The sequence below is a fragment of the Asanoa siamensis genome (assembly GCF_016862555.1).
In the GTDB taxonomy this organism is placed as follows: domain Bacteria; phylum Actinomycetota; class Actinomycetes; order Mycobacteriales; family Micromonosporaceae; genus Asanoa; species Asanoa siamensis.
Genome location: NZ_BONE01000041.1, coordinates 1 through 24,706, shown reverse-complemented (window position 1 = coordinate 24,706; position 24,706 = coordinate 1). Strand labels below are relative to the sequence as shown.

The 24,706-nt window shown below is 71.4% G+C and carries 25 protein-coding genes; 17 read left to right on the top strand and 8 right to left on the bottom strand.

All coding sequences use genetic code 11. The features are described from left to right. Window position 1: 1 nt before the first annotated feature. A complete protein-coding gene (gene fxsT / locus Asi02nite_RS23955; RefSeq protein ID WP_203716147.1) occupies window positions 2-2,860 on the bottom strand; it encodes an FxSxx-COOH system tetratricopeptide repeat protein in 2,859 nt (952 codons plus the stop codon). A gap of 423 nt (window positions 2,861-3,283) precedes the next feature. On the opposite strand from fxsT (Asi02nite_RS23955), the gene fxsA reads away from it, so the two are divergent. Next, the gene (gene fxsA, locus Asi02nite_RS23950) at window positions 3,284-3,469 is read left to right on the top strand and encodes an FxSxx-COOH cyclophane-containing RiPP peptide (RefSeq protein ID WP_203716146.1); all 186 of its coding nucleotides are present in this window, start codon (window positions 3,284-3,286) and stop codon (window positions 3,467-3,469) included. A 19-nt stretch (window positions 3,470-3,488) separates the two neighbouring features. Here fxsA and fxsT (Asi02nite_RS23945) read toward each other — a convergent pair whose 3' ends face one another. Further along, a complete protein-coding gene (gene fxsT, locus Asi02nite_RS23945; protein ID WP_203716145.1) occupies window positions 3,489-6,044 on the bottom strand; it encodes an FxSxx-COOH system tetratricopeptide repeat protein in 2,556 nt (851 codons plus the stop codon). A 521-nt stretch (window positions 6,045-6,565) separates the two neighbouring features. Further along, a complete protein-coding gene (locus tag Asi02nite_RS23940; protein WP_203716144.1) occupies window positions 6,566-7,054 on the bottom strand; it encodes a hypothetical protein in 489 nt (162 codons plus the stop codon). 129 nt (window positions 7,055-7,183) lie between these two features. Between Asi02nite_RS23940 and Asi02nite_RS23935 the strand changes: the two genes are divergently transcribed. Next, a complete protein-coding gene (locus Asi02nite_RS23935) occupies window positions 7,184-7,825 on the top strand; it encodes a biliverdin-producing heme oxygenase (protein ID WP_203716143.1) in 642 nt (213 codons plus the stop codon). Beyond that, window positions 7,822-8,127 (top strand): DUF2470 domain-containing protein, encoded by a 306-nt coding sequence (locus tag Asi02nite_RS23930; RefSeq protein ID WP_239127001.1) that lies wholly within the window; start codon window positions 7,822-7,824, stop codon window positions 8,125-8,127. The genes Asi02nite_RS23935 and Asi02nite_RS23930 overlap by 4 nt, the downstream gene beginning before the upstream one ends. On the opposite strand, the gene Asi02nite_RS23925 is transcribed toward Asi02nite_RS23930, so the two are convergent. Beyond that, window positions 8,124-8,741 (bottom strand): class I SAM-dependent methyltransferase, encoded by a 618-nt coding sequence (locus Asi02nite_RS23925; RefSeq protein WP_203716142.1) that lies wholly within the window; start codon window positions 8,739-8,741, stop codon window positions 8,124-8,126. The two genes, Asi02nite_RS23930 and Asi02nite_RS23925, sit on opposite strands and share 4 nt — an antisense overlap. A gap of 104 nt (window positions 8,742-8,845) precedes the next feature. On the opposite strand from Asi02nite_RS23925, the gene Asi02nite_RS23920 reads away from it, so the two are divergent. From Asi02nite_RS23920 to Asi02nite_RS23910, 3 genes are all read left to right on the top strand, one after another. Continuing rightward, entirely contained in the window at window positions 8,846-9,184 is a 339-nt protein-coding gene (locus Asi02nite_RS23920) for a hypothetical protein (protein WP_203716141.1), read from the top strand. A gap of 5 nt (window positions 9,185-9,189) precedes the next feature. Continuing rightward, a complete protein-coding gene (locus Asi02nite_RS23915) occupies window positions 9,190-9,642 on the top strand; it encodes a MerR family transcriptional regulator (protein ID WP_203716140.1) in 453 nt (150 codons plus the stop codon). Window positions 9,643-9,717: 75 nt separating this feature from the next. Next, a complete protein-coding gene (locus tag Asi02nite_RS23910; protein WP_239127000.1) occupies window positions 9,718-10,671 on the top strand; it encodes an arsenic resistance protein in 954 nt (317 codons plus the stop codon). Here the strand turns inward: Asi02nite_RS23910 and Asi02nite_RS23905 are convergent, their stop codons facing one another. Next, window positions 10,672-11,244 carry a DUF1349 domain-containing protein gene (locus Asi02nite_RS23905; RefSeq protein ID WP_239126999.1) on the bottom strand — a complete coding sequence of 191 codons (573 nt, stop codon included), beginning with the start codon at window positions 11,242-11,244 and terminating at the stop codon, window positions 10,672-10,674. A gap of 105 nt (window positions 11,245-11,349) precedes the next feature. On the opposite strand from Asi02nite_RS23905, the gene Asi02nite_RS23900 reads away from it, so the two are divergent. The 5 genes from Asi02nite_RS23900 to Asi02nite_RS23880 all read left to right on the top strand — a co-directional run bounded on the left by Asi02nite_RS23900 (window position 11,350) and on the right by Asi02nite_RS23880 (window position 16,542). Next, a complete protein-coding gene (locus Asi02nite_RS23900; RefSeq protein ID WP_239126998.1) occupies window positions 11,350-12,228 on the top strand; it encodes an ABC transporter ATP-binding protein in 879 nt (292 codons plus the stop codon). A gap of 88 nt (window positions 12,229-12,316) precedes the next feature. Then, window positions 12,317-13,090 (top strand): ABC transporter permease, encoded by a 774-nt coding sequence (locus tag Asi02nite_RS23895; RefSeq protein ID WP_203716139.1) that lies wholly within the window; start codon window positions 12,317-12,319, stop codon window positions 13,088-13,090. Beyond that, window positions 13,090-13,875, top strand: a complete 786-nt coding sequence (locus Asi02nite_RS23890) for an ABC transporter permease (RefSeq protein WP_203716138.1) — start codon at window positions 13,090-13,092, stop codon at window positions 13,873-13,875. Before Asi02nite_RS23895 ends, Asi02nite_RS23890 begins: the two co-directional genes overlap by 1 nt. 142 nt (window positions 13,876-14,017) lie before the next feature. Next, on the top strand, window positions 14,018-15,598 hold the full coding sequence (locus tag Asi02nite_RS41785; protein WP_239126996.1) for a glucuronyl esterase domain-containing protein: 1,581 nt from the start codon (window positions 14,018-14,020) through the stop codon (window positions 15,596-15,598). 587 nt (window positions 15,599-16,185) lie between these two features. After that, entirely contained in the window at window positions 16,186-16,542 is a 357-nt protein-coding gene (locus Asi02nite_RS23880; protein ID WP_203716137.1) for a hypothetical protein, read from the top strand. Window positions 16,543-16,548: 6 nt separating this feature from the next. Here Asi02nite_RS23880 and Asi02nite_RS23875 read toward each other — a convergent pair whose 3' ends face one another. Together Asi02nite_RS23875 and Asi02nite_RS23870 are read right to left on the bottom strand one after the other, a co-directional pair. Continuing rightward, on the bottom strand, window positions 16,549-17,034 hold the full coding sequence (locus Asi02nite_RS23875) for a hypothetical protein (RefSeq protein ID WP_203716136.1): 486 nt from the start codon (window positions 17,032-17,034) through the stop codon (window positions 16,549-16,551). Beyond that, a complete protein-coding gene (locus Asi02nite_RS23870; RefSeq protein ID WP_203716135.1) occupies window positions 17,027-18,298 on the bottom strand; it encodes a molybdopterin-dependent oxidoreductase in 1,272 nt (423 codons plus the stop codon). The genes Asi02nite_RS23875 and Asi02nite_RS23870 overlap by 8 nt, the downstream gene beginning before the upstream one ends. 141 nt (window positions 18,299-18,439) lie before the next feature. Here Asi02nite_RS23870 and Asi02nite_RS23865 point away from each other — a divergent pair, with 141 nt between their 5' ends. Beyond that, window positions 18,440-19,516 carry an NAD-dependent epimerase/dehydratase family protein gene (locus Asi02nite_RS23865; protein ID WP_203716134.1) on the top strand — a complete coding sequence of 359 codons (1,077 nt, stop codon included), beginning with the start codon at window positions 18,440-18,442 and terminating at the stop codon, window positions 19,514-19,516. Here the strand turns inward: Asi02nite_RS23865 and Asi02nite_RS23860 are convergent. After that, window positions 19,488-20,819: a hypothetical protein gene (locus Asi02nite_RS23860; RefSeq protein ID WP_239126994.1), complete on the bottom strand. Its 1,332-nt coding sequence runs from the start codon at window positions 20,817-20,819 to the stop codon at window positions 19,488-19,490. The two genes, Asi02nite_RS23865 and Asi02nite_RS23860, sit on opposite strands and share 29 nt — an antisense overlap. 145 nt (window positions 20,820-20,964) lie before the next feature. Here Asi02nite_RS23860 and Asi02nite_RS23855 point away from each other — a divergent pair, with 145 nt between their 5' ends. The 5 genes from Asi02nite_RS23855 to Asi02nite_RS23835 all read left to right on the top strand — a co-directional run bounded on the left by Asi02nite_RS23855 (window position 20,965) and on the right by Asi02nite_RS23835 (window position 24,702). Then, window positions 20,965-21,660 (top strand): glycosyltransferase, encoded by a 696-nt coding sequence (locus Asi02nite_RS23855; RefSeq protein ID WP_203716133.1) that lies wholly within the window; start codon window positions 20,965-20,967, stop codon window positions 21,658-21,660. Beyond that, on the top strand, window positions 21,657-22,298 hold the full coding sequence (locus Asi02nite_RS23850; RefSeq protein ID WP_203716132.1) for a TIGR04282 family arsenosugar biosynthesis glycosyltransferase: 642 nt from the start codon (window positions 21,657-21,659) through the stop codon (window positions 22,296-22,298). The genes Asi02nite_RS23855 and Asi02nite_RS23850 overlap by 4 nt, the downstream gene beginning before the upstream one ends. Further along, window positions 22,295-22,930, top strand: coding sequence for a class I SAM-dependent methyltransferase (locus tag Asi02nite_RS23845; protein WP_203716131.1), 636 nt, complete (start codon window positions 22,295-22,297; stop codon window positions 22,928-22,930). Before Asi02nite_RS23850 ends, Asi02nite_RS23845 begins: the two co-directional genes overlap by 4 nt. Window positions 22,931-23,000: 70 nt before the next feature. Continuing rightward, window positions 23,001-23,696 (top strand): response regulator transcription factor, encoded by a 696-nt coding sequence (locus tag Asi02nite_RS23840; protein ID WP_203716130.1) that lies wholly within the window; start codon window positions 23,001-23,003, stop codon window positions 23,694-23,696. After that, complete coding sequence (locus Asi02nite_RS23835) at window positions 23,689-24,702, top strand: sensor histidine kinase (RefSeq protein ID WP_203716129.1); 1,014 nt, start codon at window positions 23,689-23,691, stop codon at window positions 24,700-24,702. The genes Asi02nite_RS23840 and Asi02nite_RS23835 overlap by 8 nt, the downstream gene beginning before the upstream one ends. Window positions 24,703-24,706: the final 4 nt, after the last annotated feature.

Sequence of the window (24,706 nt, the reverse complement as noted above, 5' to 3'; positions counted from 1 at the left end):
GCTAAACCGGTGGGGGCTCGATTTCGCATTCCACCGGCCGACCCGCCATGGCGGCCTCCACCACCGGGTGACGCGCGCCCAAGGACCGCCGCAGCCCGTCGATGCTCGCTTCGAGCAGGGCCGGCTGGTCCGAGGGCAACAGCAGGCCGAGGTTGACCCCGCAGGCCAAGGTGTCCGGGTGCCGGTCGCCGCACATACGTTTGGCGTCCTCCAACGTCCGGGCGAGCAGACGACGGGCGATCTCGTGCTCACCGGCCAGCGTCAGGTCGTTGCCGACACCCGTGGCCGCGAGGATCGCGTAGGGATGGTCGGGCCCGAGCACCTGTCGCAGGGCACTCAGGCTCGCCTCGCCCACTCGACGGGCCAGGCGGCGCTCACCCACCGCGCGCAACACGATGGCCTGGTTGGTCGCCGCGGCCAACGTCAGGGGATTGTGCTCGCCGTAGGTGCGGCGATAGCGATCGACGGCGTCGGCGGCGTGGTTCGAAGCCAGGTAGACATCGCCGGCCGCGCGGAGGGTGTTGGCGTAGGTCATCATCGTCGCCAACGTCAACTCGTGGTCCGCCCCCAGGTGCGTCTGGGCGACGACGAAGAGCCGCTGGCCCTCCTCGATCGCCGGACCGTACTGGCCGGTTTTCCGCAGACCCTGCACGATGGTCCGCCAAGCGGCGAGCACCAGCGGGTGCCGGTCTCCGAGCCGAGAACGATACGCCGAACAGGTGGAGCGCTGAAGATCCAGGGCAGCCGCGTAATCACCGATGCCATACAGGTCGCGGGCGAGGTTCGAGACGGATAGCAGCGTCTGCTGGTGGTCCGACGAGAGCAGCTCACGCCGAGTCTTGACGAGCACCTCGTCGATCTCCTGCGCGGCCCGGAAGTCGCCCACCGCGCGGAGGCTGGCCGCCAGGTTGTTGCGGGCAGCAAGGGTTTCCGGGTGGTTGTCGCCACGAGTGCGCCGGTAACCCTCGACGATCTCCCTGTCGCGGCTCAGCGCCTCGGAGTATCTGCCGAACACCCGCTGCAGGACGGCCAGCACATCGGACAACTCGAGTGTGGCTGGATGATCGCGACCGTAGTCCGGATGGTCGATTAGCCGCATCCTGGCCTCCTCGGCCCGGCGGTACGCCTCGCCGTGGCGGCCCAGCGCGAACAGCGCGGCGACCAGCCGACGCAGGCAGGTGACCACCTGGACGTCGTCGGCAGCCCCCGGTGCCCACGCCTCGAGCGCCTCCTCGCTGAGCCGACGGCTGCCCTCGAAGTCGCCGATCTCGGAAAGGTAGGTGGCGTGATCGATGAGTACCTGCCGTGCGTCCCGCTCGATCGCTTCGACCATGCGCGCGGCGCGCAGATGCGGGCCGATCCGTGCGTACATGTCCCAGGTCAACGGCTCCCGGGGGCGACCAGGGTTGGCCGCGGCCAGGAGGAGCCGTGCGTTGGCGTAGGCGCCGGCACGCTCCTCGACGGACATCGCCTCGCGGACGATGGCCTGGATGAGGCGGTGCACCTGGAGTGTCTGCCCGTTGTCGACGACTCTGACCAGGCCGTACCGGCGGAGTTGCCAGATCGTCTCGTCCAGCAGGTCCGGTTGGTCGAGCAGCCGCCCCAGCGGTGGGGGCACCCGGTGGGCACCACTGCGTAACAGGGTGCGCGAGATGGGTTCGGCTCCCACGCACGACAGCAGGCTGAGCAGGGCGGCGGCGGTCGGCGACTCCTCGTTGAGCCGCTCCACCGCCACCACGAAGGCCGTGCCGATGGCGGTGCGGTAGTCGCCGAGGGGCATCGACTCGAGAAACTGCAACGCACGATCGTCCAACTGGCGGAAGTATTCCTCGACCGGCGTGCGGGTGGCCGACTGCATGGCCGCCACCTGCTCGAGTGCGAGCGGCAGGTCGCCCAGGCGTTCTGCGAGCTGGTCGGCCTCGGCGAAGCCGATGTCATGGCCGCGGGCACAGAGCAGCTCGACGCTTTCCGGCCGGGTGAACACGTCGACCTCGACCGGACGGCCGATCGCCAGCCAGGCGGGGTCCCGCGTCGTGATCAGCAGGTGGCCGCCGCCCTGCGGCGCGAGCGAGCGGATCTCGTCCGGCGCACCGGCGTTGTCGTAGACGATCAACCAGCGCGGAACGCCGGTCTCCAGCCGGGCAAGCACGCTCCGGACGGTCTGTGCCATGTCGAAGCTGGACTGCCAGTCGAGCCGTTCGCCCAATGTCGCCAACGCGGGCGTGACCTGGGACGGGTCCTCCGCGGTGATCCACCAGACGAACTCGTAGTCGCGTGCGTACCGGTGCAGAAACTCCAGCGCGAGCTGGCTCTTGCCCACGCCACCCAGGCCGTGCAGGACCAGCGGCTTCCAGGGCTGTTCCCCGAGCTTGGATCTCACCTGTTCGAGCAGTTCGCGACGACCGGTGAAGCCACGGTTCCGCTGCGGTGCCATGCCGATCGATCGCCCACCGTTCGCCCCGACGACGGACTGAGCGGTGGTCGGTGACGGGAAGTCGGAAGTCGCTCTCGCACGCCCCGCGTCGATCACCGACGCCGCGATCGGATCGAACTGTCGTGGCGGCATCGGATCAGCGGTCTGGGAATCGAACTCCGCCGTCCAGAGCACGTGGAACCGACGCACCTCGTCGTCCGGATCCGGGCGGTGGACCGCCATCGCGGCCAGTTGGCGCACCACGCACTCGACCTTGGACCAGCGAACGAGGGCCTCACCACGCAGAATGGAGCCCACCGTTTCGTGGCTCACGGTGTCAGGCATGTGGTTCTGACGACGAATTTCGTTGCTGATGCGACGATAGGAAGGCCGGCCGGCAGCACGGTGAAGTAGGTCAAGTTCGGCCAGGAGATCATGCTGCGGCACCCGCCCACTCTCCTGATCCACACTCGACGGCTCGACCGGGCGGCCTAGCCCACTGCCAACTGACGTCAATTTCTGTCAGGTCAACGATTCTACATTCGCGCACAACCGGGTAACCATCCGCAATCATTGACCGGAGGCCGACAGAATTGATCTACGTTTCTCCACTGTCGCCTTAAAGTGGATCTTTCCCAGCCCATTACGCATAGCTAACTTGCCGTGACGCAAGGCTTGGGGAAGCGACGGATGTCGACGTATCGTGGTCGCAGAGCATGGCGGCGCAGCGGTGCGGGTGCACCGCGGCCGCTCATTGCGTCTCAGCGATGGTTGCGTCGCATCCGGGCCCGCCGCGGCGGATGGCTGCCTTCTGGCGGACCACGTCGCGTGAACCGAATAACCCGCCAGCGCACCGGATGGAGGCATCAGATGCACGAGGCCATGCGACGCAGTCCTGATCAAGACGGGGAGCCGCACCTACCGAACGTCGACGCGCTGCCGTTGGAGTCGGTGCTCACCAGCGACGACTCGGCACTGAACACCGCGCTTCGGCGGCTCGTCCACGAGATGACCGAGCCGGGCGACTACTACGCCGCCCACAGCAGCTCGTCCTGACCAGGACTCCCCGCGCCGGCTAGGTCGGCGGAGGCTCGATGTCGCACTCGATCCGATGCTGCTCCCGGGCGCCTACAACCTCCGGATGCTCCTCACCGAGCACCTCGGCAAGTGCCGCCGTAGCCTGGTCCAGCATGGCGTGACCGGCCGTATCCTCACCAACGGTGATGAGGTCGAGCGCCGCGTTGACGGCACACGCCAACGTGTAGTGGTGCTCCGGACCACGGGTCCCCCGGGAGGTGGCCAGCACCGCTTCCGACAGCCGGCGGGCTTCGGCGCTCTCCCCGGCAGCGGCGAGGTCGTTCGCGAGGCCGCTGGTCGCGCACAGGGTGTAGCCATGGGTCTGACCCAACCTGTCGATCATTTGAGCCTGGCTGCGTTCGTCGAGCTTTCGCGCCCGGTCGTTCTCGTCCAGTGCACGCAGGACGATCGCGAAGTTGACCATCGCCGCCAGGGTCAGGGGATGATCGGCTCCGAAGACGCGGAGGTACCTACTCGTCGCGTTGTCCGCGAAGTCCTTCGCACGTACGAGATCGTCGTTGACCCGCAGGGTGTTGGCCAGGGTCATCGCCGCGGCCAGCGAGTGCTCGTGGTCTTCGCCGTACCTGTTGATGGTGCCGCGGTAATGCTCCTCGGCAACGGCCAAGGCGTCGCTGTAGCGGCCCACCTTCCGGAGGGTGATGGCCAAGGTGCGGGCGGCGAGCAGGACGTTCGGGTGGTGCGAGCCGAGCTGTTCGCGGAAGGGCGGGAAGACGTTGCGCTGCAGTGCGAGCGCTTCCCCGTACCGGCCCATGCCGTAAAGGTCGCGTGCCAGGTTGGTCTGCGCGAACAACAACCGGATGTCATTTTCGCTGACGGTCTGCTGCCAGGTCTGGACCGCTTCGGCGTCGATCTTGTGGGCGCCGGCGAAGTTGTTGAGCATGCGCTCGTTGACGGCGAGGTTGCCCAGCGCCATCAACGTGTCCGGGTCTTCGTCACCGAAGAGTCGGCGTGTGCGGGCAACCGTGTCCTTGTCGAGCTCGAGCGCTTCGCGGAAAAGGCCGGCGACGCGCAGGTTCGGACCCACCTCGGTCGCCGCGTTCAGGGTGTGCTCATGATCCGGGCCGAAGGCGGCACTCGAGCGCAACCGCGCGAAGACCTCGTCAGCCAGGGTGCGGGCGCGCTCGTTGAAACCTGAGAGGCGCAGCGACACGGCCAGTTGGGAGCCGGCGAGCAGCGTGAGCTCACCTTCGGGCCCCAGCAGCGGGGCACCCTCGACCTTGGACCATGACTGGTAGGCCGACTCCGCGAGCTTGCGGGACCCGTCCAGGTCTCCGATGAGCTGCAGGTATCGCACCTGGTCCAGGACGACGCGGCGAGCGTCGAGCAGTTCGGAGTCGACCAGCCCGGCCGGCTCGATGTGCGGGCCGATCTCGGCATGTGTCTGCCAGGTCTCCGCGTTCTTGGCGTAGCCCGGGTTCGCGGAGGCCAGCACCCGGTGGACGTTCGTCCGGCTGCGCTCGGCCGCCTCCTCACCGAGTTGGTCGCGCAACACGAACTGGAAGAGCCGGTGCACCTGAATCTTGCTGTTGGCGTCGGGCTTGGACAGGCCGTAGCGATTCAGTTTCCGGATCGCGCGGTCGAGGCGGGTCTCGTCGCGGAGCGCGCTCTTGAGCGCCGCCGAGACGTCGGCATCGCGCCCTCGGCGCAACAGACCTCCGGAGATCGGCTCGGCGCCCAGAAACGCGAAAAGCTCCAGCAGCTCCGCGGTGGGTGGCGCATCGGCCCGGAGACGTTCGAGAGACAGGCGAACCAGCGCCGCGATCGTGCTCAAGCTCTCGGACTGCTGGTCATGCGCGGTCAACGCGCGCATGTGCTCGTCGAGCTGAGCGAGGTATTCGGGCACCGGAATGCCCGTCTCGGCCTGGCACGAGGCTGCCTGGTCCAAGGCGAGCGGCAGGTCACCGAGCCGTTCGGCCAGTCGTTCCGCGTCTTCCAACGTGACGTCGACGCTGCGCTTGCGAACGAGTTCGATGCTCTCCGGGCGGTCGAAGACGTCGACCTCGATCGGATCCCAGACGTCGGACCAGGTCTGGTTGCGGGACGTGAGGATGACGTGGCCGCCACCGGACGGAATGAGCTTGACCAGATCATCCAGATTGCTGGCATTGTCGTAGATCAATAACCAACGCTGCGTGGACCTGGTCAGTTCATCGAGCACGAGACTGGCGGCCTGCTGCAGGTTGGCGGTTTCCGGAGTGCCGAGGCGTCGGCCCAGCTCACGCAGAGACTGGAGCACGACCGTCTGGTGTTCGGCGGGAATCCACCACACCACGTCATAGCGTTCCGCGAAACGGTAGGCGAACTCCACCGCGAGCTGGGTCTTGCCGACGCCGCCCATGCCATGAAGCGCGTGCGGAAGAACCGACGCCTTGGATTTGCGGTCCAGCGCCTGCCGCAGGGTGAGCAGGAGCATCTCACGACCGGTGAAGGCGGGGTTACGCAGCGGGACGCCCTCCCAGATGCGTAGGGCCTCCTCTTGCCCCGCCGTCCCTCGGCCTGCCGCCAGCGTCGTCGCTGCGCGCGGGTCAGTCACGGCGATCCCCGTCCTTGTCCGTCGTCGGCTGAGGGCATTCCCGCTGCTCAGCCGGGCCGCCTCCCGATGGGTGGTATTGCCGTCCCACCCTGTGAGGCGTATCGTATCACTTGATCCGGTTTGCTACGTAGGACATGGTTTGCGGCGCTGTGACCGGCAGGACGAACGGCGCCCTCCGCGCCGGGCGGCCCGCCGGCGCGTCCATCAGGCCCCGGCGGAAGCCCGGCAATCGTCACGCCCAGGGCATTGCCGTGACGCGGGTGCGATCGAAGACCGCTCAGCCATGCCGTCACGCCGACCTCCCAACAGCGAAATCCACCGTGCCTTGTGGATCACCCACAGGTGGGAACAAGGGCGGTGGCTCCGGGCGCACGAATGCCTTGGCTGAACCATTACCCACGGATTATTTCGGGCTCGGGTGGAAGCGCCAACAGCAGAAAGGTTGAACTGCTGACAGATATCGTCAAGAGCTGGCAAGTTGTCAGAAAGTCTGCTCTGGCTCATCGGAATCTGTGCCCCGGTCAGTGCAGGGCGGCCTTGAGGGCGACCACGACCAGGCCGAGGATGCCGGAGAAGGATGTTGCCGCCCAGCGGGTCCAGCCCGTCAGGCCCGCTCGGCGGGCGGCCAGCCAGCCGAGCACGACCAGCAGGAAGACGGTGTACGCCAGCGCCGCGTCGAGGGCTGCCGCGTGGCTGGCGCCGGCCAGCCGGGCGAAGAACAGGACCAGCAGTGGGGTGACCGACGCCTGGATCATGGCCCAGCCCGAGGTGAGGGCGGCCAGCACCTCGCGGCGGCCGATCGGGCCCTGGCCCGCCAGGCCCAGCAGCTCCGAGTACCGCTCGGCGAGCCAGTAGACCAGCAGCGTGACCAGGACGATCAGCGCGACGCGGCCGGCCGGATAGTTGCCCGCCGCCGCGAGGGTCGAGGCGCAGATGACCGTGCCGTAGATCCCTGCCGGCACCCAGGGCGCCGCGGCCCACTCGAGCGGCGTCGGTCGACCACGGTTCATCGGCACCGATTATCACCCGCGGGGCGCACCATATGCGCAAAGTTTGCGGATCATCCGTTCTGCTGATTCGCTCCCGCCGGGTTTCATCTTAGGCTCGCCTAACTTGGAGGTGATGACGTGGGATTCGCGATGAGACTTCGGGAGCAGACCCGGGCTGATCACGCGTCGGCGCAGGGCACCGCCTACTTCGACGCCCTGCTCGCCGGTCGCCTGGACCGGGCCGGATACGCGGCGCTGGCCGCGCAGCTCTTCTTCGTCTACGAGACGCTCGAGGCGGCCGCCGAGGCGATGCGCGACGACCCGGTCGCCGGCGCGTTCGTCTTCGACGAGTTGCACCGGGTGCCCGCGTTGCGCGCCGACCTGGCCCACCTGCTGGGCGCCGACTGGGAGGCGCGGATCGCGCCGGGTGAGTCCACATCGGAATATCGGGACCGGCTCCGCGAGGCGGCGTTCACCTGGCCGGCGGGTTTCGTCGCCCACCACTACACGCGCTACCTCGGCGACCTGTCCGGCGGGCAGATCATGCGACAGTCGCTGCAGCAGGCGTACGGGCTGACCGACGCCGGCACGAGCTTCTACTCCTTCGCGGGCGTGCGGCCCGGCGCCTTCAAGAAGCACTACCGCGAGTTGCTGGACGAGGCGCCCTGGGACGCCGTCGAGCAGGACCGGTTCGTCGACGAGATCTCGCTGGCCTACCGGCTCAACGTGGCGCTGGTCGACGAGGTCGGCCGGGCCGTCCTGCCGCCGGAATCGGGCGAGGAGGCCGCGTGAACCCCTTCACCCCCGACGTGGTCACGGCCATCATGCGGCACATGAACGGCGACCACGCCGACGACTGCCGGGTGATCTGCCAGGGGCTGGGCCGCCAGCCCGGCGCGACCGCGGCCGCGATGACCGGCATGGACGCGGCCGGCATGGAGTTCGAGGCCACTGTGGATGGTGCGCCCGTGCCGGTCCGGGTCCCGTTCCGGGCCACCCTCACCGAACGCCGGCAGGTCCGCGCCGAGGCGGCCTGGATGTACCGCGAGTCCTGCGCGCTCCTCGGCGTCACCCCGCGGCCCGACGCGAGCTAGGGCTTTCGCGCCAGAATGCGCTCGACGGTGCCGGCCTTGAGTCGCTCGGTCTCCTCCACCACGAGGCCCGCCGCCTCGACGAGGTGGATCTGGCGCCGGGTGAAGTGCTCGCCGGCCAGCGGGATGGTCACGCGCTCGAAGAGCCATTGGGCGCCCCGCAGCGGGTCCACGCTGCTGCCGATGTGGTCGACCAGCAGCAGGATCCCGCCGGGCACGAGGACGCGGGCCATCTCCGCGATCGCCGCGCGCGGGTCGGGGATGCTGCACAGGGCGTACGCGCAGACGACCGTGTCGAACGATCCGTCGCCGAACGGCAGGTGCTCGGCGTCGCCCTCGCGCAGATCGGCCGCGCGGCCGAGGTCGGCGGCGCGGCGGCGGGCGATCGCCAGCATCTCCGGGCTGAGCTCGATGCCGGTGATCGTGACGTCGGGCGCGTAGTGGGCCAGGTTGAGCCCGGTGCCGAGCGCCACCTCGAGCACGCGGCCCCGGGCGCGCCGGCCGAGCCAGGAGCGCCCGTCGCCGAACCAGACCCGCTCGACGAGCGCGATCTGCCGGTCGTAGCTGGACGCGCTCTTGTCCCAGACCCGCCGCTGCTTGGCGGTCGCACCAGTCATGACGCCCCCTGAGTCACTTCGAGTGTACGGACGGGTTGCATTCCGTACCTGGGTACGGGTTTAGCGTTGATGGTGTCGGATCACCCGTCGATCGGAGCGCCGTCATGTCGTTTGTCGCACCAGATGCCTGCACGCTGCCGACCGCCGAGCAGCCGTTGCGCGTTGCGGAGTTCGAGTCCCTGTTCGCGGGCCGCGTCGAGTCCGTCTCCCGAGCCGACAGCCGTCACGCGCGGATCGTCCTGCACGGCAGCCCGGGTCTCGCCGACCGGGTCCGCGACCTGACCGCGCGGGAGAACGAGTGCTGCGCCTTCTTCGGCTTCACGATCACCGCCGATGCCGCGGCGCCGACCGGGTCGGTGACGCTGGCGATCGAGGTGCCGGCGGCGTACGCGGATGTCCTCGACGGTCTGGCGCGGCTGGCCGAGACCGGTCGGGCGGGCTGACCGCCATGGCCGCCGACGGCCTGCGGACCGGCGAGGTCGCCGGCCGTGCAGGGGTCAACGTCGAGACGCTGCGCTACTACGAGCGCCGGGGGCTGCTGACCGCGCCGGCGCGGAGCCTGGGCGGGCACCGCAGCTATCCCCCGGAGACGGTGACGCTGCTGGCGGTGATCAAGGCGGCGCAGCGGCTGGGCTTCACCCTCGACGAGGTCGCCGAACTCCTCGACACGGGGCGCCGGCGGCACCCGACCCCGGACCTGCGGGCCCGCGCACGAGCGAAGCTCGCGGAGATCGACCACAAGATCAACGACCTGCGGGCGATCCGCGGCCAACTCGAAGAGGTCGTCGCGGCCCGATGCGACAGCCTGACCAACTGCACGTGCCCGGCCTGCCCGATGCCCTTCGCGGACCTCGCCGCCCTGGCCGACGACGGTGACCGCGCCGACCCGCCCGACCACTGACCGCGCCGGTAGCTGGGCCGGTGCGAGTGCTGAACGTAGGCTTGGCCGGCAACTCTGTGGGTCCTGGAGGCATGGGTGTCGCTGCCCGCGACGATGGAGCGGCATCAGGTTGCCGGATATCTCGGTGCGATCGCCGCCGGTGTCCTGGTCGGCTGGGCCGCGCCGGGGGTCGGGTCCGGGCTCGAACACGCGATCAACCCCGTCCTGGGCGCGCTGCTGTACGTGACTTTTCTGCAGGTGCCGGCCCGTGATCTGGTGCGGTCGTGGCGGGACGGGCGGTTCCTCGCGGCCGCGCTGGTGGTCAACTTCCTCGTCGTGCCCCTGGTCGTCGCCGCGATGTTCGGGTTTCTTCCCGCCGACCAGGCCGTTCGGCTGGGCGTACTCCTGGTGTTGTTGACGCCCTGTGTCGACTACGTGATCGTGTTCAGCGGCCTGGCGGGCGGCAGCAGCCGGCGACTGCTGGCCGCGACGCCGCTCCTGCTGATCGCGCAGATGCTGCTGCTGCCGCCGTTCCTGCTGCTGTTCCTCGGCTCCGGCCTCGGCGAGACGGTCGACGCGGGCCCGTTCCTCCGGGCGTTCCTCTTCCTGATCGTGATCCCGCTGGCCCTCGCCTGGCTCACGCAGGCCTGGGCGGCGCGCGGCCGGACCGGTGCGGCGGTCGCGGCCGGCGCCGGAACGGCCATGGTGCCGCTGCTGGCCGCGACGCTGTTCGTGGTGGTCGCGTCGCAGGTGCCGAAGCTGACCGGCCAGGTGACCACAGTCCTGCGCGTCGTGCCGTTCTACGTGATCTTCCTGGCCGTGCTGGCCGTCGCCGGGTGGGGCGTGGCCCGCCTGTTCCGCCTGGACACTGGCGCGGCCCGGGCGGTGGTGTTCACCGGTGCGACCCGCAACTCGCTGGTGGTGCTGCCGCTGGCGCTGGCCCTGTCGGACCGGCTCAGCCTCGCGGCGGCCGTCGTCGTCACGCAGACGCTGGTGGAGGTGCTGGGCATGGTCGCGTACGTCCGGCTGGTGCCCCGTCTGGTCCGGTAGCTATTCGAGGCCCTCGCGGGAGATCGGCGGACCCACCCGGAAACCGCGGAACCTGGCCGTCAGACCGGCGCGCTCGGGCGAGCAGCACATGACACCGACGCCGACGGTGGCGGGCAGGTCGAGGTGGCCGAGCCGGAGCAGTTGCCACGCACCGTCGCCGACGCGGCTGTGCACCGCGAGCGCGTCGTCGAACCGGGTCACCCGCAACGAGACGGTCTCCCCCGGCGCGGCCTCGAGGGGCACGACGGAGAGGTCGGAGAACTCGCGCGTGTAGACGGTGCTGACCTGCACCTTGCCCGACGTGACCTCCAGCCCGGTCTTGAGCCAGTTGCGCTCGTCGGCGCGTACCATCAGGCCCGCCTGGTCGAACAGGGTGGTGTGGTCGGCGTACACCTGCGCCTCGGCGGAGAAGTCGCCGGTCGCGGGCCGGTGGAAGAAGTGCCCGTTGTCGGTGGCCCAGCCGTAGAACGTCGTACGCCAGAAATCCGTCTTGTGTGACGTGACCGCGCGGATCTCGTCGCCGTCGACCGACCAGTCTCCGGGCTCGTTCAGCCACACCATGTCGTCCAGCACATCGACGATGTTAACGCATCCACAATGGATCGATAACGGGTAGCGCGAAAGGCGTTCATGTAGCACTGTTGGCCCCGCGCCGGATGACGGACGGGGATGGTGTGCGTGGCTCAACCAGTGATTCAGGTCGACGAGTTGGCTCGGACGTTCCGCTCCCGAAAGGGGCTGTTCCGCCGCACCGGCAAGGAGGTCGAGGCGGTCAAGGGCGTCAGCTTCGCGGTCGAGCGCGGCGAGCTCTTCGGGCTGCTCGGGCCCAACGGCGCCGGCAAGACGACAACCATCAAGATGCTGATCACGCTGCTGATGCCGACCGGTGGGCAGGCACGGGTCCTCGGCCACGACGTCGTCGACGACGCGCGCGACGTACGCCGGAAGGTCGGTTATGTCTTCGGTGGCGACCGCGGTCTCTACGAGCGCCTTTCCGGCCTCGACAACCTGCGTTACTTCGCCGAGCTGTACGGCGTGCCCCCGCGCGAGTCGAAGCAGCGGATCGCCGAGTTGCTGGAGCTCGTCGGGCTCGACGGGCGCGAGAAGGAACGCGTCGAGGGCTACTCGCGCGGCATGCGCCAGCGGCTGCACATCGCCCGCGGGCTGCTGCACCGGCCCGAGGTGCTCTTCCTCGACGAGCCCAGCATCGGCATCGACCCGGTCGGCGCGCGAGAGCTACGGGCGACGGTCAAGAACCTGGTCGACACGGGTACGACCGTGCTGCTCACGACGCACTACATGTTCGAGGCCGACGAGCTGTGCGACCGGATCGCGGTGATCGCCCAAGGCCGGATCGTCGCGCTGGACACCCCGGCCGGGCTCAAGCAGCAGGTGGCCACCGGCAGCGTGCTGGAGGTCGACGTCTTCGGCCTGCCCGACGGGGTGGTCGAGAAGGTCCGCGCCGAGCCCGACGTGCTCGCGGTCGCGGTCGAGGTGCAGGGCCAGGCCGAGGTGCTGACGGTGCACGCGCGGCCGGGCACCGACGTGACGCCGTGATGGGGCACCTGGAGGGCAGCCGCTTCGGCCGCGTGATCACCCGGCAGCCGACGCTCGAGGACGCGTACATCGAGTTGGTGAACGCCGCGTGAGGTCGGTCCGCCTCGTCGCCGTCGCGTGGTCGCTCCAGCTCAAGATGCGCAGCCGGTCGGCCTTCGACGGGCTGCTGTCGCTGCTCTGGCCAGCGTTCTTCGCCACGACGATCTTCATGATGTTCCGCCAGGGCGGCGCTTCCGGGCCGGCCCTGCTGTCGGCCGCCGTCGGGTCCAGCGCGATGGGCATCTGGTCGGCGGTGAGCACGACGGCCGCGTTCGCGCTGCAGATGGAGCGGCGGCAGGGCACGTTGGAGTTGTTCGTGCTGGCGCCGCAGCCGTTCGCGCTGCTGCTGGTGCCGTTGACGCTGTCGATGGCGACGATCGGCGCGTACAGCATGGTCGCGACGTTGTTGTGGGGTCGCTTCGCCTTCGGCATCCACATCTCCATCGCCGACCCGCTCGGGTTCGTCGTCGCGGTCGTGGTCACCGTGTTCGCGATCGGGATGCTGGGCATGCTGATCGCGATCTCCTCGATCCGCTACCGGTCGGCCTGGGCGCTGGGCTCGGCGATCGAGATGCCGGTCTGGCTGATCTGCGGGTTCCTGGTGGCGATCGACGACCTGCCGGCCTGGGTGCGACCGCTGTCGGCGGTGCTGGCGCCGACCTGGGGCGTGTCCGCGATGCGGGCTGCCGCCGCCGGGCACAGCCCGTGGGCCGACCTGGGCCGGTGCGTGCTGGCGGCGGCCGCGTACGGCGCGATCGCGACGGTGGTCTCGCGCTGGATGGTCCGTTCCGCCCGCGCCCACGCGACGTTGGCGCTGAGCTGATGAACAGTCTGCGGATCTTCTTCGTCGGCGGGCTCACCAGCTACCGCGCGCTGTTCAACTGGTTGACGCCCTGGATCCTGGTGCCGACGTTCCTTCTGACGCCCCTGTTCCAGATCTTCCTGTTCGTCTACATCGGACGCACGGCGGGCGTCAGCGACGACCGGTTCTTCCTCATCGGCAACGCGGTGGTCAACGCGGCCGTGCCGTGCCTGTTCGCGATGGGCAACACCATCGGCGGCGAGCGCAACTTCGGCACGCTGCCGCTGCTGATCGCGTCGCCGGCCAGGCGGGTCCCACTGTTCCTCGGGCGCGCACTGCCGGTCATCCTCAACGGCTTCCTGGTGGCGGTGTTCGCGCTCCTGGTCGGGGCGCTCGTGTTGCGGGTCGACATCCCGCCGGCGACCTGGGGCGGCATCGCTGTCGCGATCGCCGTGTGCTCGGTCTCGTGTACGGGACTGGGGCTGCTCGGAGCGGCGATCGCGCTGCGGGTCCGGGAGACCGCCGTCCTGTCGAACATCGCACTGGGCATCCTGATCGTCTTCGCCGGCGTGAACGTGCCCGTCGACGCGATGCCGGGATGGATGCAGGCCGTGTCGGGGTGGCTGCCGATGACGCACGGGATCGAGGCGATCCACGCGCTCGCCTCCGGCCGGTCGGTCGGCTCGGTCGGCGGGGCGCTGCTGACCGAGGTGGGGTTGGGCGCGTGTTACGCGCTGCTGGGGCTGGCGGTGTTGCGCTGGCTCGAATGGGAGAGCCGGGTGCGGGCGACGCTGGACACGGCCTGACGTCTCTCCGGGGGTCGGCCGCCGAAAGTTTCCGGAACACATTGACGCGTGACGTTGGGTCGGTCGATCCTGGGTGCCTGTCGTCGGCATCCGTGGTTGTCGATCCGTTGGGTGTCGGCCCCGTTCCGGAAGGAGAGCGCCGGTGCGCACCCGTTGGCTTGTCGTCGTCCTGGCCGCGCTGCTCGCGGCCATCGGTGCGGTGGTCGCGCTGGGCGCCTCACCCGCCGCCGCGGCCGTGGAGGACGAGGGTGCCGGGTGCCCGGTGCCCGGCTCGGTCTCGCTCACCGCCACCTCGCGACTTCCGGATCCCTTCCGGACGGTGGACGGCGCCCGCATCACGTCGAAGTCCGACTGGCGGTGCCGACGGGCGGAGATCAAGGAGTTGGCGGAGCGTTACGTGTACGGCGACAAGCCCAGCAAGCCGGCGAGCGTGACGGGCACGGTGTCGAGCAGCGGGATCACGGTCAACGTGACGCACAACGGTCGTACCGCCTCGTTCTCGGCGGGTGTGCAGTTGCCGACCACCGGCGGGACCGGGCCGTTCCCGGCCGTGATCGTGGTGGGTGGTTTCGGTGCCGACACCGCCACCATCCGGGCCGCCGGTGCGGCGGTGATCAGCTATGACCCGCTGGCCGTGGGCCGGGAGGGGACGCCGCGCAACAACAAGCAGGGCGCGTTCTACACCGTTTACGGTGCGACGAGCAGCACGGGCCTGCTGGCCGCGTGGGCGTGGGGCGCGAGCCGGATCATCGACGTGATCGAGCAGTCGGGCGGGTCGGTCTTGCGGGCGGACGCGCTGGGTGTGACGGGATGTTCCCGGTACGGGAAGGGGGCGTTCGCGGTCGGTGCGTTCGACCAGCGGATCGCGCTGACGATGCCGATCGAGTCGGGCAGCGCCGGGGTGCCGATCCTGCGCGGCATTCCGGGCGAGTCGGGGGCACAGCCGTTGAGCAGCGCGTACGGCGAGCAGCCGTGGCTGGGCGACGCGTTCAGCGCCTTCACCGGGAACCCGAACACGTTGCCGATTGACATGCACTCGGTGGTGGGGATGGTGGCACCGCGCGGTTTGTTCATCATGGAGAACCCGGCGGTGGACTGGCTGGCGGCGCGGTCGGGCAGCGTCGCGGCGCTGGGTGGGGCGGAGGTCTACAAGGCGTTGGGCGCGGGGGCGAACATCTCGTACTGGTCGGACGTCCGGGACGGGACGCATTGCGCGTCACGGGCGGAATGGCGTACGCCGTTGCAGCAGCACATCCAGAAGTTCCTGCTGAAAACCGGAAACGCGGCGGGCGTGTTCCGGATCTCGAGCCGCAAGGCGGGAAATCTGGCGGATTGGCGTGATTGGCAGACGCCGACTTTGACGGACGGGCCGCCGACGACCGACCCGACGGGTGGGCCGACGGGTGGGCCGACGACTCCGCCGCCGGCGGGTGGGGGTTGCACGGCGACGGTGTCGGTCAACCAGTGGACGGGCGGGTTCGTGGCGACGGTCCGGGTGACGGCGGGTGCGGCGCCGATCAACGGGTGGACGGTCGGGGTGACGCTCGGAGCGGGCGCGACGATCACGAGCGCCTGGAACGTCAACCGCAGCGGCAACACGGGCGCGGTCCAACTCACCAACGTGGCGTACAACGGATCTGTCGCGGCTGGACAGTCGACGGAGGTCGGCTTCCAGGGCACGGGGACGGGGACTGGGCTCTCACCGACCTGCACGGCTAGATAGCCCGCGCTATGCCCGCTGGCCCGCCCATTGCCTTGGGCGGGCCAGCCGTAGGTTATCCACAGGCATCAGCGCCGGCTGACACTCAAACTCTAAAATTTGTCTATGTCCAAGGGGCGTCGCGGATCGCTGATCCGCGCCGCCCTCAAATTGCTACGCATGCAACGACGACGGCTGCGCGGTCGCACGTCCGAACCAGGGCTGCACAGTCGACGTAGACCCAAGGGTCCGCTTCCCGGGCCTCGGTTGTCGCCGATGAATCGGCGTACCGCGCGCTCGGTTGGCGAGCGATACGGGGTCGACCTCGCCGATGTCCGGATCCGTGTCCGCATGAAGGAGGCTGGTTACTTCGGCTTCACCAACGACCGACAGCACGTCGTTCTCGCCCGAGACGCGTTCGCCAACGAAGAAGAGATGGCCCGTACGCTCTTCCACGAGCGCCACCACGTCGGGCAGTTGCGAGCCGGGACACCATACCCCCGCTCGGACCTCGAGGCTGCGGCTATGGAGCGGGAGACCTATGCCGCGGAACGGCGTTGGTGGGACAGCCACCCGTTGAATCCAGCCAACAGAGCGTCCGGGGGACCGTCATGAGGGACGAACAGTCGGGCACGTTCCGGCAGTGGGTCGAGGCCTACACGGCGCTCTACACGGCCCTGCCCGGTTCAGCCGACGTCGCCTGCCCCCACTGCGGGCAGCATCGGCTACGACTGGTCTTCACCGGGTGGGATCGGGTCGGCTTCGCATCACTCTGGTGCGACGCCTGCCATTGGGGCATCTGGCTGTCGCGGGCGCGCATCCCCGAGGGCGCGACCGTCCTGGACCCCGAACTGTCGGAGACAGAGCGCCGCGCGATCGTGCCCAACTACCGGATCATCCCGCCCGACGAGGACTGGGACGCGGACGACGAGGAAGACGACGAAGAGGAGGACGAGGAACGACCCTGACCAAACTCACGCGGACGACTCCCGGTCGAGGCGGCGGAGGCGGGGCCAGCGGGCCGCGAGGATTGCCGCGCTCAGGACGAAGAGCGCGCCCGACACCGCGAGCCAGCGGGCCGCGTAGGACACGCGGGGTTGGCCCGTGGCCGCCTCGTAGGTGGCCTTGCCCAGGTCGAGGATGCCCGGCAGGAAGACCAGGAACAGCAGCGCCGCCCCCAGCGCCGGCACGCGGACGTGGTTCAGCACCGCCCTGCCAAGGGCGGACCGCGCGCCCGTGGCGCGCCGCAGGAGGCGGTCCGCCGCCGCGTACAAAGGGAACAGGATGAGGTCGTGGGCGATGGCCGCACCGACGAACCAGAGGACCATTCGCCACACCGTGGCCTCGCCGGCGACCAGGAAGACCGCCCAGCCCGCGAGGGTGAAGCAGAGCAACAGCACCAGCGCGTGCGGGGCGCCCGCTCCGTAGGCCGCGCGGAGGCGGGCGAACCGCTCAATCATCGGTGCGGAAGTCGATGCTCGCCACCCACTTCGTGCAGTGCACGCCGGGCAGCGCCGGGACGATGATCCGGGCCGGGTAGCCGTGGTCGGCCGACAGGTCCGCGCCGTTCACCCGCAGCGCCAGCAGTGCGTCCCGGTCGGCTACCTGGTTGGCCTGCAGGGTCGCCTGCCGGAACAACCCCGTGCGTTCCAGCGACACGACGTGCGCCGAGGCCGGTGCCGGCACCCCGGCCAGGGCCGCGAGGTCCGCCAGCCGGACGCCCGTCCAGGTCTGCTGCGTCGACCAACCCTCGACACAGGCGATCGGCAGGCGGGCCGTGTGTTGCGGCATCGCCAGCAGTGCGGCGCGATCGAAACGCACCGTCCGGCCGCCGCCGGTCAACGTCAACCGCCACGCCGGCCCCGTCAACGCCGGCTGGATGCCGGCCGCGGCGAAGCTGCGGTTCACCTGGAAGCCGTTCGGCCCCTCCCCCGGGTTGCGGCCCCTCGGCAGCAGCAGCGCGGTCCGGCGCAGCGGACCGTCCAGGCTCTGCCCAACGGTCAACAGGGCCAGCAGCAGCGAACCGCCACCCACCAGCGCCAGCACTCCCCGGCGGCTCAGCGTGACCGGACCCGGCCGGAGCGGCGCGAGGTCCGGGTCAGGAAGGGACCGGCGCAGCGCCGCCACCGCCCGGGGCAGCTTGATCACCACGTGGGCCACGAACGCGCCGATGAAGACCCAGGCGCCGAAGTAGTGCGCGGTGTAGAAGTCGAAACCGAAGAGGTACGCGTACTGGATGTTGAGCACCCCGGTGGCGATCTCGAACAGGATCCCGCCGACGAGCAGGAGCAGCGAGACGCGCTCCAGCACCTGCGCCACCGACCGGGCCGGCGGCCAGGTGAACAGCTTCGGGATCACCGACCAGAGCTTGGCCAGCACCACCGGGATCAGCACGATCCCGAGCCCGACGTGCAGGCCCTGGGTCAGCCGGAACAGCCAGGACGGCCGCGTCGGCCAGTCGAACGGCGGCAGTCGCAACCAGGCCACGTCCAGCGGGAACGCCTGGCGGAACTGCGGGCCGTAGGCCGCGTAGTCGAGCAGCCCGGTGACGATCACCAGCGGCAGTGTGCCGAGCAGCACGAGGCCGAGTACGGACGTGAGCCGGACGCCGCGCACCGGGCTGCGCCAGCCGCGCCGGACGGCGCCCTCCCCCGGCGGCGGATGTTCCGCCAGCTTGCGCCAGAGCGTGCGCGGCGCGCCGTACTCCGGCGCGTTCGTACCCATGTCCGCAGGCTATGCGCGGTCGGGCCGCTCCGACCGGAATTGCGGCATTACCGAACCCTTACCGGGGGTACGCCTTGTGAAGTCCTTACAGGTTGCCCGATCCCGCCTGCCGCGGCGACCACCTTCCCTACGCTGAACGGAATGCGGGTACTGGTCACCGGCGCGGCCGGGTTCGTCGGGTCCCAGATCGCGGATCTGCTCGTCGGCGACGGGCACGAGGTGGTCGCGCTGGACGCGCTGCTGCCGCAGGCGCACGGCGCCGAACCCCCGACCGCTGACCTGGTACGCGGCGACGTGCGCGACGGGAATCTGCTGGACCGGCTGCTGCCCGGCGTCGACGCGGTCTGCCACCAGGCGGCGATGGTCGGGCACGGCCTCGACCCGCAGGACGCCCCGGACTACGCCGCGCACAACGACCTCGGCACGGCGGTGCTGCTCGCCGCGATGCACCGCGCCGGGGTGCGCCGCCTCGTGCTGGCGAGTTCCATGGTGGTCTACGGCGAAGGCCGCTACCGGTGCGTGACGCACGGCCTGACCCGGCCCGCACCACGCGCGGAGGCCGATCTGGCCGCCGGCCGCTTCGACCCGGCCTGCGCCCGCTGCGGCGGGACCCTCACCCCTGAACTCGTCCCCGAGGACGCGCCGCTCGAACCGCGCAGCACCTACGCGGCCACCAAGCTGGCGCAGGAACACCTCGCCGCGGCCTGGGCCCGGCAGACCGGCGGCGGCGTGTGGGCCCTGCGCTACCACAACGTGTACGGCCCGCGGATGCCGCGCGACACCCCGTACGCCGGTGTCGCCGCGATCTTCCGGTCCGCCCTCGCCGCGGGCACCGCACCGCGGGTGTTCGAGGACGGCGACCAGCGCCGGGACTTCGTCCACGTCACCGACGTCGCCCGAGCCAACCTGCTGGCGCTGGGGGCCTCGCCCGCCGAGCCCTTCGTCCCGGTCAACGTCTGCTCCGGCGAGCCCCACACGGTCGGCGACCTGGCCCGCACGCTCGCGGCCGCGATGGCCGGCCCCGAACCGGTCGTGGTGGGCGGCGCCCGGGCAGCCGACGTGCGCCACGTCGTCGCCGACCCGCGGCGGGCGACGGAACTGCTCGGCTTCACCGCCCGGGTCGGCTTCGCGGCGGGTGTCGCGGCGTTCGCCACCGACCCACTGCGCGCCCCGGCAACGCTGGCTCAGGTCAGGACACCGTCCAGAGGAGATGGTTGACCGCCAGCGCGGTGAGCGCCTGAGCGGCCAGCCACCACCGGCGGCTGTGCGGCGGCAGCAGCGCGGTGGCGGCCAGCAGCCAGACCGCGAACGGCAGCCAGATCCGCTCGACCTCGGCCTTGCTCATGCCCGAGAGGTCCGCGAACACGACCGCCACCGCGGCGGCCACCGGGAGCACGACGTGCGGCGCCCGGCGGACGGGCGACAGTGCCCGCCGCAGGGCCGGGCCGACCGCCGGGCCCGCCGAGACCAGCAACGCGGCCAGGTTCGCCCAGACCCAGTACGCGTAGGGACGCTCCGCCGCCCAGCCCTGGTAGTAGCGGTCGACGACCCGGTCGTACCCTTCCCACCAGGCGAAGCCGGCCAGCGTGAACGCGGCCACGACGGCGATGACGCCGGCCAGCGCCGCGAGCAGGGCCGCGCCTCGCCGGGCGGGCCGCAGCGCGATCGCCGCGAGGGCGAGCGGACCGACTAGGACGAACCCGTAGGACAGGTAGAGCGCGCCCCCGAGCAGCAGGCCCCCGAGAGTCGCGAGCGCCGGACCCCGGGCGACCAGCAGCGCGACACCGGCGGCGACCACGGCCGCGAAGATGCCGTCCGCGGAGGCACCGACCCAGACCGCGCCGGGCACCAGCACCAGGAACGGCACGACCGCGCGGGCGGCGTCCGGCGCCCCGAGCGCGCGCAGCGTCAGCGCCACGGACACCGCCACCGTGGCACCGACGAGGACGCAGACCAGCCCGGCGGCCGCGCCGCCGCCCAGGCCGACCCGGTCGAGCAGCACGAAGATCAACAGCGCGCCCGGCGGGTGTCCGGCGGTGTGGGTCGACCACGACCCGGGCTGGAAGTCGAGGATCCGGTCGCTGAAGCCGGCCAGCAGCGCGCCGATGTCCGTCACCCCGGGCACTTCGGTGAGGTACTCCGCCTGCGGGGTGAGCCGTTCCGCGAGACCGGCCGACCAGCCATCCACCATGGACAGCGCGAGTGTCCAGGACACCGCCGTGAGCCAGGCGGCAACGAGCAGCGGTCCCCAGCGGGCGGTGCGCGCCCACGGCACACCCCAGCCGATGACCGCGGCCGCGACGAGCACGGCGGCCGGGGTGCCCCAACCGACGTGCGGCTGCCAGGTGGCGAACAGCGGCGCGGCGTCGGCGTGCAGGCCCACGCCACGCCGGTTGAGCACGAGCCCGACGAGCACTGCGGCACCGAACAGCACGACCTCGACACCGAGCACGACGAGGTCGGCGCGGGACGCCCGGCGGGCCCGGGTGCGGTCCGGGGCGGCTTCGATGACGGCTCGCATGTCTATCGGACGGTACGGCCGGGTCCGGCTCGGCGGGCCGAAACCGGGATCACGTCACCGATCGGTAAGAACCACGGCCCGCGGTAAGGGTTCGGTAATCGGCTTTCGCCGTCGGCCCCGCGCGGTGCGCCCTAGCGTCGGAGGCATGGCTGATCTGTCCAACGCCGACGGTGCCGCGGTCGACGTCGTGCTGCCCTGTCTCGACGAGGCGGCCGCGCTGCCGGGTGTGCTGCGCGCGCTGCCGCCCGGCTACCGGGCGATCGTGGTGGACAACGGTTCCCGCGACGGTTCACCGGCGGTCGCCGCGCGGCACGGGGCGCGGGTGGTGCACGAACCCCGGCGTGGCTACGGCGCGGCGGTGCACGCCGGCCTCGCCGCCGCGACGGCGGAGGTCGTGTGCGTGCTGGACGCCGACGGCTCGTTCGATCCGGGCGAGTTGCCCGCGCTGGTCGCCGCGGTGGCGGCCGGCACGGCGGACCTCGCGGTCGGCCGGCGGCGACCGGTGGGCCGCGGGGTCTGGCCGTGGCACGCGCGGGCCGGGACCGCGTTCGTGGCCGCCCTGCTGCGGCGCCGGGGCGTACCCCTGCACGACCTGAGCCCGATCCGGGCCGGGCGCCGGGAGGCGTTGCTCGCGCTGGGCGTCCGCGACCGCGCCTTCGGTTATCCCCTCGAACTGCTGATCCGGGCGGCCGCGGCCGGCTGGCGGATCCACGAGATCGACGTGACGTACGCGCCGCGCGCCGCCGGGACCCGGTCGAAGGTGTCGGGCTCGGTCCGGGGGACGCTGCGCGCGACCCGCGACTTCGCGGCCGTCCTGCGTACCGTCGGTGTGCCGCGATGACCGTCCTGCTGGTCATGGCCAAGGCTCCCGTGCCGGGCGCGGTCAAGACGCGGCTGTGCCCACCTGCCACCCCGCCCGAGGCGGCCCGGGTCGCCGCGGCCGCGCTGCTTGACACCCTGGAGACGGTGCGCGCCGTGCCGGGCGTGATCCCGGTGCTCGCCTGCGCCGGCACCTGGCGGAGCGACGCGCTCGCCGGCTGGACGGTGCTGCCGCAGCGCGGTGCCGGGCTGGGCGAGCGGCTCGCCAACGCGCACCGGGACGCGGCGCAGGCGTATCCCGGCCGGCCGGTGCTGCAGATCGGCATGGACACACCACAGGTCGGCCCGGATCGGCTGGCGGCCGCGGCCGCACGGCTCGACGGCGCCGACGCGGTGCTCGGCCGCGCCGCGGACGGTGGCTGGTGGGCCCTCGGCCTGCACGACGCCCGGCACGCCGCCGTGCTGCGCGCCGTGCCGATGTCCACACCCGACACCGGTCGGCTCACCCTGGCCGCGCTGGCCGGACGCGGGCTCCGGGTGGCGCCGCTGCCGGTGCTGCGCGACGTCGACGAGTGGCCGGACGCGCTGGCGGTGGCGGCCGAGGTGCCGGGCAGCCGGTTCGAGCGGGCCGTCGGACTCGTGCCCAGCGGCCGCGGATGACGGCAGCCACGGGATTCGCCGCCGCCCTGCGCGGCGCTGACGCCGGCGAACACTGGCTCGTGCACGGCGACGGCCGGCGCAGCCGCCTGGCGGTGCGCCGCTGGCACGGGCCGCCCGAGGCGGCGACCGCCGAGGTCGTCCGCCGATGTGCCGGCCCGACCCTCGACCTCGGCTGCGGCCCGGGGCGGCTGACGGTCGCGCTGGGCCGCGCCGGGGTCCCGGCCGCCGGGGTCGACGTGTCCGCCGAGGCCGTCGCCACCGCCCGGGCCCGCGGCGCGATCGCGTTGCACCGCGACCTGTTCGACCCCCTGCCCGCCGAGGGTCGGTGGGCCCACGCGGTGCTCCTGGACGGCAACATCGGCATCGGCGGCGACCCGGCCGCGCTGCTGCGCCGCTGCCGCGCGTTGCTCGACCCTGCCGGGACGGTCCTGCTCGAGCTGGAGCCACCGGGACCGGGACTCTGGCGGGGATCCGCCCGGGTGGCGTCCGGGCCGCGATTCGGGCCGGCGTTCCCGTGGGCGCGGCTCGACGTCGGCGCCGCCCCGGGTGTCGCGGCCGCCGCCGGCCTGGTCGTGCGGGATCTCGTGCGGCGCGGTGGCCGCTGGTTCGGCGAGCTGGGCCGCCGTCCGTAAGAAGCTGGCAAGGAGTCGCTCGCCCTCACGTGGTTACGCTGGCCAGGACCGCGAGGACGGGAGGCCGGGTGTGGCACAGCGGATTCTCGTCGTCGACGACGACCGGACCGTCAGCGACGTGATCTGCCGATACCTCGAACACGCAGGGTACGCGGTCGGTCACGTCGGTGACGGCGGCGCGGCGCTCGACGCCGTCCGCCGCGATCTACCCGACCTCGTCGTGCTCGACCTCATGCTGCCCACCCTCAGCGGTCTCGAGGTCTGCCGGGCGCTGCGGACCGAGCCCGCCGGGGTGCCGATCGTGATGCTGACCGCCCGCGGCGACGAGGCCGACCGGGTGCTCGGACTCGAACTCGGGGCGGACGACTACCTGACCAAGCCGTTCTCGCCCCGCGAACTCGTGCTGCGGGTCGGTTCCGTGCTCCGCCGCGCCGGCGCCGGCCCGGTGCCCGCCGCGAGCCAGGAGCTGCGGGACGGCGGCCTCGAGGTGCTGACCGGGCCCCGGCTGGCCCGGCTGGACGGGGCCGAGCTGACCCTGACGCTGCGCGAGTTCGACCTGCTGGCCCACCTGATGCGCCACCCGGCCCGGGCGTTCACCCGTGCCGAGCTGCTCGAACAGGTCTGGGGCTGGACGTTCGGCGACCAGTCGACGGTCACCGTGCACGTACGCCGGCTGCGCGAGAAGATCGAGAAGGACCCGGCCGAGCCACGGCGGATCGTGACCGTGTGGGGCGTCGGCTACCGCTACGAGCGCGCCGATGGGTGACCTCGCCCTGATCTTCGTGATCGCGCTCGCGGCGGCGCTCGTCGTGGGTGTCGCCGGCGCGCTGGTGCTGCGCCTGCTCGGCCGGCGCTCGATCCAGGTGCACCTGGCCGTCCTGCTCTGCGCCGCGGTGCTGGCGGTGGTGGGCGGCGTGGTCGCGGTCGCCGAGGCGATGTTCCTGTCGGCCCACGACCTCGAGGTCGTGCTGATCACCGTCGCCGCCGCGGCCGCCGTCAGCCTCGGGGTGGGCGGCTGGTTCGGGCGCCGGCTGGCCCGCGCCGCGGTCTGGGCTGACCAGGCCCGGGCCCGGGAGCGGCTGCTGGAGAAGGGCCGGCGGGACCTGGTGGCCTGGGTCTCGCACGACCTGCGTACGCCGCTGGCCGGTCTGCGGGCGATGGCCGAGGCGCTGGAGGACCGGGTGGTCGACGACCCCGCCACCGTCGCCGAGTACCACCGCCGCATCCGGGTCGAGACCGATCGGATGTCCCGGCTGGTCGACGACCTGTTCGAGCTGTCCCGGATCAACGCCGGGGCGCTGCGCCTGTCACCCACCGCGGTGCGGCTCGGCGAGGTCGTGTCCGACGCGCTGGCGACGGCGGCACCGGTCGCCACCGCCCGCCGGATCAAGCTGATCGCGCCGGAGTCGGGCTGGCCGACGGTGACGGCGAGCGAACCGGAGCTGACCAGGGTGGTGGGCAACCTGCTGCGCAACGCGGTGCGCTACACCCCGGACGACGGGACGGTCCGGATCGAGGCCGGGCGCGAGGCGGACGCCGCCTGGCTGGCCGTGGCCGACACCTGCGGCGGGATCGCGCCCGCCGACCTGCCCCGCGTCTTCGACGTGGCCTTCCGCGGCGAGTCGGCCCGCACCCCGGACCAGCCCGGCGACGGACCGTCGGGCGGCCTGGGCCTCGCGATCGTGCACGGCCTCGTCCAGGCGCACGGCGGCTCGGTCGACGTGCACAACACCACCGACGGCTGCCGCTTCGTGGTCCGCCTGCCCGCCTAGGTCC